The sequence below is a fragment of the Pseudomonas sp. QS1027 genome (assembly GCF_002814235.1).
GTDB lineage: Bacteria > Pseudomonadota > Gammaproteobacteria > Pseudomonadales > Pseudomonadaceae > Aquipseudomonas.
This window is the reverse complement of the sequence record NZ_PHSU01000011.1, coordinates 56,034-70,098: the sequence shown is the minus strand read 5'-3', so window position 1 is coordinate 70,098 and position 14,065 is coordinate 56,034. Positions and strand designations below refer to the sequence as shown.

Annotated in this window: 6 protein-coding genes; 1 reads left to right on the top strand and 5 read right to left on the bottom strand. The window is 58.8% G+C overall.

The genetic code is table 11. The features are described from left to right. Positions 1 to 58: 58 nt before the first annotated feature. A complete protein-coding gene (locus tag CWE01_RS11060; protein WP_256579341.1) occupies positions 59 to 1,855 on the bottom strand; it encodes a hypothetical protein in 1,797 nt (598 codons plus the stop codon). A gap of 473 nt (positions 1,856 to 2,328) precedes the next feature. On the opposite strand from CWE01_RS11060, the gene CWE01_RS11055 reads away from it, so the two are divergent. Next, complete coding sequence (locus CWE01_RS11055; RefSeq protein WP_100940568.1) at positions 2,329 to 4,515, top strand: autotransporter outer membrane beta-barrel domain-containing protein; 2,187 nt, start codon at positions 2,329 to 2,331, stop codon at positions 4,513 to 4,515. Positions 4,516 to 4,593: 78 nt separating this feature from the next. Here CWE01_RS11055 and CWE01_RS11050 read toward each other — a convergent pair whose 3' ends face one another. The 4 genes from CWE01_RS11050 to CWE01_RS11035 form a co-directional block, all read right to left on the bottom strand. Then, positions 4,594 to 6,411 (bottom strand): hypothetical protein, encoded by a 1,818-nt coding sequence (locus tag CWE01_RS11050; RefSeq protein ID WP_100940567.1) that lies wholly within the window; start codon positions 6,409 to 6,411, stop codon positions 4,594 to 4,596. Positions 6,412 to 6,801: 390 nt separating this feature from the next. Continuing rightward, the gene (locus tag CWE01_RS11045; protein WP_100940566.1) at positions 6,802 to 8,367 is read right to left on the bottom strand and encodes a PAS domain-containing methyl-accepting chemotaxis protein; all 1,566 of its coding nucleotides are present in this window, start codon (positions 8,365 to 8,367) and stop codon (positions 6,802 to 6,804) included. A gap of 216 nt (positions 8,368 to 8,583) precedes the next feature. Continuing rightward, a complete protein-coding gene (locus CWE01_RS11040) occupies positions 8,584 to 9,375 on the bottom strand; it encodes a CPBP family intramembrane glutamic endopeptidase (protein ID WP_100940565.1) in 792 nt (263 codons plus the stop codon). 150 nt (positions 9,376 to 9,525) lie between these two features. Continuing rightward, a complete protein-coding gene (locus CWE01_RS11035; RefSeq protein ID WP_157815205.1) occupies positions 9,526 to 13,821 on the bottom strand; it encodes a hypothetical protein in 4,296 nt (1,431 codons plus the stop codon). Positions 13,822 to 14,065 lie beyond the last annotated feature (244 nt).

The following is a 14,065-nucleotide window of genomic DNA, read 5'->3' as shown; positions in this document are numbered from 1 at the left end:
ATAAGTATTAACTTATAAAGGGCTTGTCGGGTTTTCAGGTGGGTGTAACTTTGCTGCGTTAACTACAACCTACACCGGGCCGGTTCATGCTGACCGGGGCCGAGCCCATCAACGAGTTGGCCGGTTCCTGGTTATGTTCAGGACGCGGTTCGACCCGATAAGTGACTTCTGCATAACCTTTGCAAATGCTGATCAACTTGGCGAGCGGAATCAGAAAGGTCAGGCCCGTGTCGATATTGGTCGGGTTGATCGTATCGGTCTTTTCATAGAGCGCGTCCGGGATAGGCGTTCCGTCCAGTTCAAACCCTTTGAACGTCAGGGCAATGTCGTGGTAGAGCCGGATATTCTCATAAGGCCTGACCAATACCGGCGTGCCGTCCGGACTCAGGCTCGGAATGACATGACCGGCGTCGGACAGTCGGGTGAACACCGGTTCCAGAAGGCCGATATCGCCACCGGGTTGTTCCATTTTCGAGCGCACCACCACCGGTTGGGTCGGTGCCAGCGCCGGGTTGGGGTTGGTGTCGCGGGTGATGGTGTAGGTCACTGGAATGGCGGCACCGGTACCCTCCAGCTTGATCACCGTATTGGCTACCTCGATATCGAAGTCGACACCGGCGTTGAAGTCCTCCTGGGTGATCTGATGCCACTGCGGCACCACCTGCTGGCCCCAGTGCAGATTGATGTAGTCGTCGACCCGCAGGCCGTTGACCCAACGGAAGATCGCCCGCCCATCCAGCTCGTAGTCGTCCGGGTCGATGAAGTTGTCGTCGCGGTTGGGGTTGTCGCTGGTGCCCTGGATCGTCAAGGGCTGCAGGCGTTCCTCCGGGACGGGCAGGGTCAGGTAGACATCCACCGGCAGCACCAGCGAGGTACCCACCAGTTGGCCGTTGCGGCGTACTTCATAGTGGACATTGACCGTGGCCTCGGGGAAACGATTGATGATGTCGAATTGCAGGACTGGCGAAAGAATCGGATCGTTGTCTTCCTCGCCGTCCTGGACCGGAATGGCCGGCAACGGGTTGCTGTCGCCCCAATACAGCGTGACCAGGTCCTCGGGCAGGGCACCCAGGTAATGGGGGATCTCGACGGTGACGCCGGTGATCGCATCGTTGTAGTCGATCAGGCCACCTTGTGCGGGGCTGGCCTGTTCGACGATCGGCCGCGGCAGATCGTCCGGGATCTCGGCCAGCAGCAAGCGGATCTGCCGCGCCATGGAGCGTGGCGAGACGTTGCCGGCACGGTCGGTGATGATATAGGTCACATCCGAGAGGATGTTGCCGACCTGGGACTCGACGCTTTCAAGAAAGGTGCGAGTGAAGGACAGGGGGACTTCCTCCAACTCGATATCGTTCATCTGCACCGTGGCTGTGGGGCCCGGAATAGTGCCCCAGAACGTCTCGATGAAATCACCCTCGGCCATGGTGCTGTAACTGGTCACCATGACATCGAGACTATTGCCCAGTGCGGTCAACTCCGCCGAGGTCAGGCCATCATCGACTTCCCGGGGGAAGGCCATCGGGCCATGGCTTGGCAGGCCGGGACGGGTGGTGTCGACCTCGATCAGGGTCTCGAACGAGTCGGTTTCCTCTTGGCTGATTTTGTCGTAGATCTGATATTTGAGTTTGTATTTCTTATCGCTTGGATTGGCCGGGTCATTCTTCTCAACCAGAAACTCCACGGGAATATCCAGGCTCAGATAGGTCTCCGGGTTTGCCAGGTCTTCATCGAGGACGTCGGTGCGCTCGCCAACGCCATCGCCTTCCCAGAACAATTGATAGGTCTGGTCGGTCGTGGCGTCGTCCCATAATTTAAAGGTGACAGGAAGTGGCGCGTTGAGTGCACTCAGGGGCAATAAACCATCTGGAAAAGCACTCGCTACATCGGGTTTATCCAGCTCTTTATGGTTGGCTCGGGTGTAACTATTTTGAGTAAGAATAAGGCGTTTTTTGTTCGTGCACATATTTCTGTTCCTGATTGGAAATGGTCGAAGATAAGACGGCTGAGGCTGTCGGATATTGACGAGTCAGGGTCGCCTTACTTCAGGTTTTATCGATAGGCGTTTTCCTATCTGGAACTCACGTAATAGAGAAGTTTGAAAAGTGTCAAGCGATTTTTAGAAGTTGGAGTGTGCGAAAACAAGATTTTCTTGTGGGAATATATCTTGCGTTATTTAGGAAGGTTCCTACTTTTTTGACGGCCTTTTTTAATATTAAATCGGGGTCGAGCCTTATCAAACTATTACTTCTGTTTGGTGGAGAAGAAGTAATGTTACGCACGACTTATCGATTGGTCCCGTATACAGGCCTCGGGAAAATCGCCTGCCTCATGGGGGCCGTATTGGGTTCCCCGGTGAGTCTGGCGCAAGACGCTTCGAACAATGAGCCCCAGGGGGTAGTGGACAATCGCCGGGAAACGGTTACGGCCGAGAGTGAGGCCACGTCATGGCAGGTGATCAATGGCGGCATCTTGGAAATTGTCGACGGCGGCGCCGCGACCCGCGTCAGGGCCGACGGATCGACCTCCCAGGTGAGGGTCAATGGCGGTGAGGTCACCGGAGGCATCCACCTGGGGGGCGCCAGGGCGACCCTCAATGACGCACAGGTGCGCAACGATACCGGCACGGCACTCGAACTGAGCACCGTGACGTCGGCGGGCACGACAACTGCCTCCAGGGCAACTATCCAGGACAGTACGTTGTCCGGGGCCGGAATTGGAATTGCCGTGGCCGCGCTGGGGCAACTGAGCCTCGACAATACCCGGGTGTTCGGCAGCGACTTCGGCGGGGTGGGGGGCGTCGGGATCAAATTGCTTGGTGCCACGCTGACCATGACCAACAACAGCCATGTGCAGGGTGATTCAATCGGCTTGCAACTCGATGGCCGGACGGCTGCGCCGGGCGGGCCGATCATTCCCCGGGAAGCCAACATCGTGGTCGACAACTCGACGATAGAAGGCCTTGCCGGCCCGGCCATCTCGGCGGTTGAAGCCACGATTGCGAACATCACCGTACAGAACGGCGCGAACCTGCTGTCCGGCAACGGTGTCTTGCTGGATGTCACGGGGGCCAGTAACGTCGGTTTCACCGCCGACAACAGCCTGCTGCGCGGCGACCTGGTGGCCGACGACAGCAGCACCCTGGATGTCACCCTGCAAAACGGCGCGCGACTGTTCGGCAACCTGATCAACACCAACAGCGTGGCGATCAACAGTCGGGCGAACTGGACGCTGACCGGCGATGCCGAGGTCAAGTCGCTGTCCATGGACGGCGGCAGCGTGACCCTGGGCTCGGCCGAGCAGTTCTACACCCTGTCGCTGGGCGAGTTGTCCGGGACCGGGATGTTCAATATGCACGTCAACCTGATGGACAACACGGGCGACAAGCTGGACATCAACGGCGAGGCCCACGGCAACTTCCTGCTGAATGTCCAGAACACCGGGCTGGAGCCCAACTCCCCGGAGATCACGCCCTTGCACGTGGTGCATACCGAAGGCGGCGATGCGCTGTTCGAAGTGGTCGGCGGCAGCATTGACCTGGGGGTCTATTCCTATCAGTTGGAGAAGCAGGGCGATGACTGGTTTATCGTCGGCTCCGGCAAGACCATCAGTCCCTCGACCGAGGCCTCGCTGGCGCTGTTCAACGTCGGGCCGACCATCTGGTATGGCGAGTTGGCGACCTTGCGCAGCCGCATGGGGGAAATCCGAACCAATGGCGAGGGTGGCGGCTGGGTCCGCAGCTACGGCAACCAGTACAACGTCACCGCCGAAGCGGGATTCGGCTACAAGCAGCGTCAGAAAGGCTTGTCTTTCGGGGCCGATCTGCCCGTGCCGGTCAGCGACGGGCAGTTGCTGGTCGGGGTCATGGCCGGTCACAGCCGTTCCGACCTGAGCCTCAATCGCGGCACCTCCGCCACGGTCGACAGCTACTCCCTCGGCGCCTACGGCACCTGGCTGCGGGACGACGGTTATTACCTCGACGGCGTGCTCAAGTTGAACCGTTTCGATAACCAGGCCGATGTCAGGATGACCAACGGCACCAAGGCCAAGGGTGACTACGACAACTTCGCCTATGGTGCTTCGCTGGAGTTCGGCAAACACATCAAGCTGCGTGACGACGTCTTTGTCGAGCCTTACGCCCAGTTGTCCTCGGTCCTGGTCAAGGGCGGCAGCTACCAGTTGGACAACGGCCTGCGAGCGGATAACGACCGCACCGTCTCCGTGCTCGGCAAGGCCGGCGCGACCCTGGGGCGAAACCTTGAACTGCGCGACGGCGGTCTGTTGCAGCCGTATCTGCGGGTGGCCATGGCCCATGAGTTTTCCCGCAACGACAATACGGTGAAGGTCAATGACACGGCCTTCGATAACAGCCTGTTCGGCACCCGTGGCGAATTGGGCGTGGGGGTCTCCGCCGCGCTGTCGACAGACCTGCAACTGCACGCCGATTTCGATTACATGAAGGGCGAGCACATCGAGCAGCCCTGGGGTGTCAATCTCGGCCTGCGCTACGCGTTCTGATCCGCGCGGTCATAGACGACCGCTTTGATCCGAAGCCCTCGACGAAGGATCGCCGAGGGCTTTTTTCATGGCTGGCGCTCAGCGCGCCATCACGGTCGCGCGTGACGAGATATAGACATCGGCGGGCAATGAGGTGACCCGTCCCAGTTCGCTGATCACCTCATAACGCGCCCGGCCACGGCCATGCTCGATGGCCATCAGGCGTGCCAGGGGGATCCGCAGCCGGCAGCCGTGGCGCAGCTCGTGCTCGCTGACCAGGCGTTCGGTGCTGAAGGTCGCGGCCTCGATCTCGTTGCCCCCGGTGAGGGCGTCGAAGCCGCAAAAGCGCAGGACGATGCGGTCACCGACTTTCATGTTGCGGTAGGGGCTGATCAGCACCACCGTGCCCTCCGGGTCACGGCGCGGGTCTACTACATTCAGCACGTTGGCCGCGCTGAAGACCGGCTCCATCAGGCCCGTCGAGCCGCCCGGCAATTGCATCTGGAAGATCACCGCGACCGATTGCTTGGGCGAGTAGGAGGTGTTCGGATTGCCTGCCCGGGTCACGGTGTACTGCACGCTGATATCGACGCCACAGCCTTGTTCGGCAATCAGGCTGTTCGGTACGTTGATCACCAGATAGCAGGCGGCCTCGACATCACGAGGGGTAATCGGGTGTACCAGCGGTTGGCTGGACTGGCCCCAGAACAGGTTGATCCGGTCGCCGGCCTGGAACGCCTTGCGCCAGGCGATGACCGCGTCGGCCGAAAGTTGGGCGTTGTCTTCATCCAGGTAATTGTCCAGTCGCCGGCCATGGGGATTCTTGCCCTTGATCACCGGCGCGGCGAGGGCCTCGTTGACCAGTGTCTGCGGGGTCGGGTCCTGCGGGCCGGGCAACTGCAAAAAAACCTCGAGTTCCAGCTCCGGCGAGGTGAACACCTCGCCATTGCGGCGTACCTGGTAGGTCAGCCGGGCCGGGCCGTCGCCGTGGCGGGAAATCACCAGATAACGCGCCATGACGTTCAGCAGCAAAGGCTTGTCCAGCTCGTGGGCGCTGATGATCCGCCTGGCGGCGGCGCGTTCGCCGTTCCACAGCACGCAGATTTCGTCGCCGATGGCGACATGCTGATAGGTGGGCACCGCGATCTTCACGCCGATGCGGGCCTGTGCATCATGGACCTGGCCGTTTTCGAGTTGCAGGGCCACGGGCGCTTGCAGGTTGGCCGGTGCCTGCTGCAACTGCAACTTGAGCATGACCGCTTGCGAGCGCACGGAGGTATTGCCGGCACGATCGCGGACGCTGTAACCGAGGGCGAACTCGCCGTTGCCCAGGCGCTCGAGGAAACGCCGGTCGACACTGAGCCGGACTTTGTCGCTGCCGGGTTGATCGGCTTGTACGGTATGACTGGGGCCGGCCTGTTCGCCCCAGTAACTTTGAATGACATCGCCCCACTGCATGTCGAAGTAACCGGGCACCGTGACGGTGAGTTGGTTGCCCAGGGCGACCAGTTCACTGTTGCCCAGGCCATCGAGGGCGACCGGTGGAAGGATAGGGGCGGCGAGAAGAGTGCCACCGGGTGGACTGCGATCAATGACCAGGGTCGTGGTTGGCGACAGATAGGTGATGGCGCCCGGACCTGTAGTGATTCGATAACCGAGTTGATAGGTTCCTTCGACGATGAGTGCGCTGACCGGGATGTGCGCATACAGGATATCGCCAGGTTGCAGAGGGGGAAGCAGTTGAATGGGGTCGCCAATCAATGCGTTGTTCCAGGTGAGTTGATAGAGGTCATCGGGTCGTGCATTCGGCCACAGTGGCAGGGAAACCGAGAGAGGGCGGTCAAGCTCGCCGACTGGCAGCAGCCCATCCTCCGGGGCGGCTTGCTCGACACGGGGGGCGATAAGGTCCTCTTTCATGAAGCGAGACTGTAGGGTGTTTACTTGATCCATCATAAGGATAGTCCTGCTATCTAATTGAGTGTTGTCAGGTCGTTTCACGGTCAGACGCGTTACCGATTATTGTGAGTGTTTTGTGTCGACGCGTGCTGATCTGGCAAATAAGGCATGAACGTCTCAAGTGGGTAGTAACTATCTATGGGATGTCATGCCTGGGCTTTAACGAATAGTAACGGTTTGAAGTTGTCAAGGGTTTTGCAGGGGCGGTTTTGATGGAGTCAGGTTATGTCAGTTAAAGGCTTTTATATTTTAGGAAGTTTCTTACTTTAAAAATGGAGTCGATTGACTTTCTTCAGGCAATAAAAAACCCGATGACTATTAATCATCGGGTTTTTCAGGCTGTGTTAACGATTACCGGTTAAAACGCTCCACCAACGAATACTGCGTATTGGCGGTGCGGGTCAACTCCTCGCTCAAGTGCGCCGAGTCGTGGGCCTGTTCCGAGGTCTGGTCGGCCAGTTGCGCAATGGTGCTGATATTGCGGCTGATCTCTTCGGCTACCGAGCTTTGTTCTTCGGTGGCCGCGGCGATCTGGGTGGTCATGTCGGTGATATTGGCTACTGCTTCGCTGATCCCCACCAGCGCCGCATCGGCCTCCATGACCCGGGCCACGCCTTCCTGGGCCTGGCGGTGGCCGGCGTCCATGGTTTGCACGGCGTTGCTGGCGGTCTGCTGCAGCTTGGCGATCAGGGCGTGGATCTGCCCGGTGGATTCGCTGGTGCGTTGCGCCAGTTGACGCACTTCATCGGCAACCACCGCAAAACCACGACCCATTTCCCCGGCACGAGCCGCTTCAATCGCCGCGTTCAAGGCCAGCAGGTTGGTCTGGTCGGCAATGCCCTTGATCACATCGACCACGCCGCCGATCTCGTCACTGTCCTTGGCCAACTGCGTGACCGTGCTGCCGGTCTCGCCGACCACCACCGACAGGCGCTCGATGGCCTCGCGGGTTTCGCCGGCGATCGAGCGACCGCGACTGGTCAGGCGATTGGCTTCCTGGGTCGCATCGGCGGTGCGCTGGACGTGGCTGGCGACTTCCTGGGTAGTCGCGGCCATCTCATTGACAGCAGTGGCCACCTGCTCGGTCTCCTGGCGTTGGCGATCCAGGCCGGTGGAGCTTTTCTGCGCCAGTTCGTCGGACTTCTTCGCCTGGCTGGTCAGGTGCTCGGCGGTGTCCTGCAAACGGGTCAGGCAGGTTTTCAGACGGGCTTCCTGGCTGAGGATGGACATTTCCAGACGGGCCTGGGCACCACGGCTGTCGGTGTACATCTGCGCGATCAGCGGGTCGGAGGTGGTCTGTTCGGCCAGCTGCAACAGGCGCTTGAGGCCGCGCTGCTGCCAGCTCAGGCCCATCAGCCCGAGCGGTACCGAGATCGCCGCGGCGAGGGCGAAGCCCCAGTAGGAAGTGAGCCAGATGCCGATCAGGAAGCTGACCTGGCTGACCAGGATGAACGGCAGCCAGTCCTGCAGCACCGGCAGCCACTTGTCGCGCTGCGGCACGGCCGACTTGCCCTGGTTGATGCGCTGGTACAGCGCCTCGGCACGGCGGATCTGCTCGGCGGTGGGTTTGATCCGCACCGACTCGTAGCCGATCACCTGGTTGCCTTCGAAAACGGGTGTCACATAGGCGTTGACCCAGTAATGGTCACCACTCTTGCAGCGGTTCTTGACAATGCCCATCCATGGCAGGCCTTGTTTCAGAGTGTTCCACATATGCGCAAACACCGCCGCCGGAACGTCCGGGTGCCGCACCAGGTTGTGGGGCGCGCGGATCAGTTCTTCGCGGGAAAATCCACTGATCTCGACAAACGCGTCGTTGCAGTAGGTGATCACGCCTTTGGCGTCGGTAGTGGAAATCAACCGTTGCTGAGCGGGGAAGGTGCGTTCACGTTGGGTAATGGGTTGGTTATTACGCATGGTTTCTCTATCCGCAAGGCTTTGACAGGTTGTCGGCAAGGTAGGGGAAATATTGAATATATTTTTCAACTTTCAACGCCGGTTCACATTCTGGCCCTTGCGCACTCGTACTCGTCCTTGAATACGAGTCGAACACGCGTGAAGTTAACGCGTTCAGTTTCCCGTGTGGGGGTTTAACCGGACGAAAGTACCCAACAGGTACTTCCGTTCCATTTATCACGGTTGCAACATCGGATAAGTAAAGAATACGAAGTGCAGTGTATTAAGCGCGACATGGGTAGCGATGGCCGCAGCCAAGCCGCCAAAACGGTAGGCCAGACCATAGCCGACACCGGCCAGTGTCGCCAGTAACGCCCATTGCCAGCCTGCCCCCAGGTGTGTCAGCCCGAAGATCAGCGCGGCACTGAGCAGCGCCAGGCTCTCGCCCCGTGGCAGGGATCTGAAGCAGCGACTCAGGCCGCCCTGGATATAGCCGCGAAACAGCACTTCCTCGACCAGGCTCACCAGCAGCAGGTTGTTCAGCAGCCAGAGCCCACCCTGTTCCGGCCATTTCGGCGCCCAGTCGACAATGCCCAGGCTGATGGCGCCGCCCAGGGCCAGCAGCGATGTCACGGCCCCGGCAAGCGCCGTGCTGCCCAGCACCCGTCGCGCGGAGCGGCGATTGACCACCCACGGGCAGACCAGCAGCAGCCAGAAGCCGATCAGCGGTTTATCGAGGTTGAGGTACATCGTGAAAGGCACGGCGTCCGGGGTGAAACGCACCGCGCTGATCATCCGGCCATTCTGGAAGCCCGGCAGCCAGTGCAGGGCCAGGCCGATGGCGACCAGCAGGAACAGGCCGTGGCCGAGGTAGCGAACCGGGCGATTGCGCTGCTGGAATGCCGCGGCACCGGCGGCCAGCAGCAGGGCGAAGGCGATCAGGCTGGGCAGCCCCAGATGGCCCACGCTCAAGGCCAGGGCATAACCAAGGGAAAGCAGGGCCAGATAGGCCCAGGGCAAAACGGACATGCAGGGTCCTCGATTCGTTGAACAAGAAAAGCCCGGCGTTGCGGGCCAAATATCATAACGTAGGGGCCAGAGCCGCTGGCCAATGAAAAACGGCGGTCGGCCCGGTGTTTTTTCAACGCCGGGCTTCTCAAGCCCGGGCGGTGAAGAACACTATCGATGAGGGGGGGTTATGGCCGGCGATGGAGTGCTTTCGGGCGCGGAGCGTTTGTGTCGTGAAATAGAAAGCGTCCGTGCCTCATCCAAGGTGGTCTCATGAAGTTTTTTCCAGGCCTGTGATTGAAGCGCATCACCTTGCATTTGCACATAGAACTGACTTCGCCGAGCGGGGCTTGGGAGCATGTTTTCTATTTGCTCATGGTAGATAAAGAGCTGTTTGGGAGTGAACGTCGCCCAGGTGTTATTCCTGTCGCGGACCGCAATATTCCAGCTCTCGTCCGGGTTTTTCACCAGGAATTTATGGGTAAACACCACGTCCGAGCGATTATTGGCCGTCTTTTTATAAACGGCATGGACTTCGGCCGAGTTCGCTTCCGGTATCCGTTTCACCAGGAACTGCCGGGTATCCGGATCGAGGAAAAAGTCGAGCCTGGGGGAGTGCCTGACAGGCAGCGTCTCCTCAAGAGAAACGCTGCCCAGTGCTTGAGTGGAAAACATTCTGGTGAGGTAGCTGACGGCCCAGTAAAGTTGCCGTCTGAACAATTGCCTGGCGTAGTTCAGCACTTCCACAGCCTGGTCTTTGGCCTTGTGTAGATGTTGCCAGAGCTTATTGGTCGCCCGTACGAATAGCCGTGGGCTGTCTACCCAGGGGAGCGCAACGTAAAGGCTCTCGCCAGCGGCATAAGTCAGTTGCAGGCCACTTTTGCGCAGGCCTTTGCGCAATGCCTGATTGGCAAGGCTTGCGCTGGCCCCACTGCCGACATGATTCAGGGTCTGCCATAAACCCCCGATCGCGGTTCTGCGGACAGTCTCCCCCGCCGAGGTGGTGAGTCCGTGCTGCCCAATGGAAAAGACCTGGCTTTTCAGCCCTTGGCCCAGGGACGTCTGCAGGCCCGCTCGAGTGGCCTTGCCCAATGTCTTGAATGCAGAACCCACGCCTTTGGCCGCCGGCAGCGCCGTGAGCAAGACCTCCAGCGCGAGGGTGAGATGTTCTTCGTTGTTTCGTTCGGCGGCGGGTTTTGAAAAATAGTCGTAAAACGGGATGAGGGACAGGAGGTTGAAGCGTTCTCCTCGCTGTGCGGGCAGGAGAGTCTCTTGCTCCATGGAATAGTTGAGTTCCCATGTCATGGGCGTATCCCAGACTGACATGACCAGGTCATTGATGATTTGGTGGGCCGTGCTGTCGGGGTCGCTTGGGTAGAGCTTGCCTGCATTCAGCCCGGCGTGCCATTCACCGGCTTCCAATCCGACACCGGCAGGGATACCGGATCTTCTCAGCCTGCCGCCGACGGAGGCAGGCTTGGGCAGCAGCATGGCGGAACGGCTCCAGATATCAATCCAGCTGGTTCCCAGTCCATCATCCGACTTCAGAATATTCAGAAATTGGGTTTGATTGCCTTCCACAGGCTCGAATTCGACGATGGCCAATGTGCCGGACTTGTAGAACAAGGAATGGCGGGACGACGGTGTGAGTAATCGCCAGCGTCCAGTGTTAAGAATCTGAAGCCTTTGCAGTGGAAGGTTTTGAAAGATCAATTCAAGTTGCGATTTGACAATGGGCTTGTATTTTTCTTTATAGAGAGTTGAATCATCCATGAACTTTTTGAGCAGGGCGGTTCTTTGGGCGATATGAAGATCGCGAGGCGTCATGTTCATGTTGCATAGAAAAGCGTCCAGCATGTTGACGTCTTGGTCCCCAAAGGGGGCGTCAGGATCAATACCCAGGGCCCAGAGTTGCACGCTGGCCATGGCGCGCAGATCCGGAGCCCGTTCATGTTCCACCGACAGGAGAAGCGCCTGGTTTCTCTCTTCTACCGCCTTGGTCAGGTTGACCCACTCCATGGCGTCTTCATAGCCCCAGGCCCGCGCGGTGGCTGTGATCTGGTCTCCGAGGATGAGCCCGACCAACTCACTGAACGGATTCTCCGTCGAGCCCTCGGCGGAGGACGCCACCGGGGCATCGTTCATGGGCTGCGAGCCGATATCGATACCGTTCTGTGTGGCCAGGTCCCAGGCCATTGTCACCACGTCGGCTATCGAATGGGCCAACGAGGCGCGGGGCGTGATTTCGTTCAGCAGTCTCGCCGCCCAACGCAGGGTGATGGCCGCGATGTCGCTTTGATAGTTGCGGGTCAGGCTGTCGGTATCGCGGAGGAACAGTTCCGGGCGTGCGCGCTGCAGCAGAAGACCTGCCAGAAACGTGGCGTGCCCAGCCTTGTCGGTCACATTTTCGTCCATGAGGCGCTGATGGACGGCCTGAATCAGCCGCTCCTTGAGTAGGCTCCAGGTCTCATCCGCGGGGCCTGTTATCGTGCCGATAAGATCGGGTTCCAGTTGCCACATGTCTTTGACTGCTGGCCAGGCGATGCTCAGGAGTGTTTCCACGAGCAGGTAGGATTGCTCACCGGGCGTCAACGGCGACGAACTCGCGGGCGTGGGGCTCTGGGTCATTTTCGCGGCCCACTCGCTGAATACTGGCAAGCCTTGAAGCAGTTGGTAATGTTCGAGCGTGGCCCATGTCGGGAGTGCCTGGATGAAGGTGGCACTCAGGCCCATCTTGTCGAGCAGGCGCGAGGCGAGCGCCGGTGTTGACGCCGTTTCCCCGAGGGTGTTCTGCAGCAGTTGCCGATTGGCCGCGAACGTGGCATCGGGATCTTCCAGAAAGAGCAGCGTCTCCGGGATGGGGATTTCAGCCTGTTTGGGCGGTTCGATCCCGGGTCTCCAGGCACTGGCGGGGATGTATTGGCGTGTCACAAGGGTGCCTCTGAAAATGAGTTCCAGCAACGCCGTATCCGGATTCGCGGACACCAGGGGCGCAATAAAGGCCGGTATCGAGGAAAATCCGTTATCCGTAATACTCCCTGCGGGTGCTACAAGGCTGCGCACCAGTCGACGAAGCACATCCCAGGCCCCTTCACCCGATTGCACAGATACCCCGGTGAAGTCCGACAGACGTCGGTGGAGATCGGGTCTGCGACAGATATAAGAGACCGCCCGTGTGGCGTCATCGATGCTCGATAGAGTTCGCAGCTCCGCCAGCGCTATCTCGGTAATATCATCGCTCATGGTGAAGTAGGGGTAGAACGCGTGCGGGTAGAGTGCCTCGGTAATACTCTTTATCTGTCCCCAACGTTCAGTCGCCTTGGCATGCAGTTGTTCTTCCGTGAGCACGCTGGCACAAGGGTCCTGGGGAAGGATTGAAAAAACCGATTCGCTGTCTGAGTCCGAGAACGCCTTGAGTGTGCGCTCGACTTGTCTCAACCCTCCGCAATAGGCATCCAGGGCGATACGCTGAAGTCCCCGTGCGAAATGAATATCCACCGCTTTCGAGCCTGCCGGGATCGGCAAGGTCATCACCTCTTCCGATTGTTTGTTTTCAGCGTCTTCGCTATTTTCCGGGTCAGCCGACCAGTGGGCGGTCTCGCTATCAAAAGGGGCCAGGGTATCTTCATATGACCATCGAGCCATGGCATAGGCGGTCAATCGCAAATTGGTTCGACTGCCGATGTGCTGCGAATATTCAGGGAGCATTTCCTTGAGAAGCCTGGCAGAGAATATTTGCACATCCGCACGTTCGAGAAAGCTCAGGCAGCGCTGGAGCAGGTCTTTTTCGTCCTTGAAGGCGCTCTTGTCGATACTGCCCAGGTTTTCATTGATCCAATCACTGAACGGTAGATAGGGCTCCCTGTAACCTTCGTGTTCCGTGGCGGCATCGACCGCCTTCTTGAACACCGCCGGCGATGAATGCAAGAGATGGTTGCGTGCCGAGGAATACCAGGGAACCTCGACGTTGTTCGCGGTGTAGAGGCGTCCGTCAGGCAGCGGGCGTGAGCTGTTGTCTGACGCGTCGGCCAACAAGGTACGCACCTGGTTGGCGATATTGATCAGCGGCTGGCTGATATCGGACCAATAACTTTTCGCACCGTCGTAGTGATCATCGGACAGGAAGTTATCGGGCAGATTGTTTTCCGTCTTGAATAAGCCAAAGGAGTAGGTGAGGCCGGCATCGGCCTTGCTGAGCAGGGTGCGAAGCGTGGTCGAGGGGTGGCGATACTCGTCTTTTGCGGTAAGCCAGGGTGAGTTGACGACGTCAATGACCGGCGCGGAAAGACCACCGATGACATCGGTCTGGTCCACGATCGATAGAAAAGAGGTTTCTACAAGGGACAGAGTACTTTCCGATGTATATTCAACGGCCGAGGTCTCGGCTTCGAGTGGTGGGCTTGAAGTTGTTTGTGCTTGATCAGTTTCCGGCAATGCAGGTTCATGTTTCGCCGAAGTCGTATTCATACAAGTTCTCTGATTGTTGTGGTTGTGAGTTGTCGTCTCCATTCTAGGGTGGGCAAAATTTAATGAATAGTGAGGGAGGTTGTGCGGTGTTACTTGTACGTGTAAGAGGAGGTATTAATAAAAGGAAGGAGGTTGTTTGATTGTGTGTAAGAGAATATTCGGAAGTGAAAGTCGGGGCGGTCGTCGACCTGGTGTGGAAAGCGCACCGGCCAGTGCCGGTGCGCATTTGCGCTCTATTTCATGA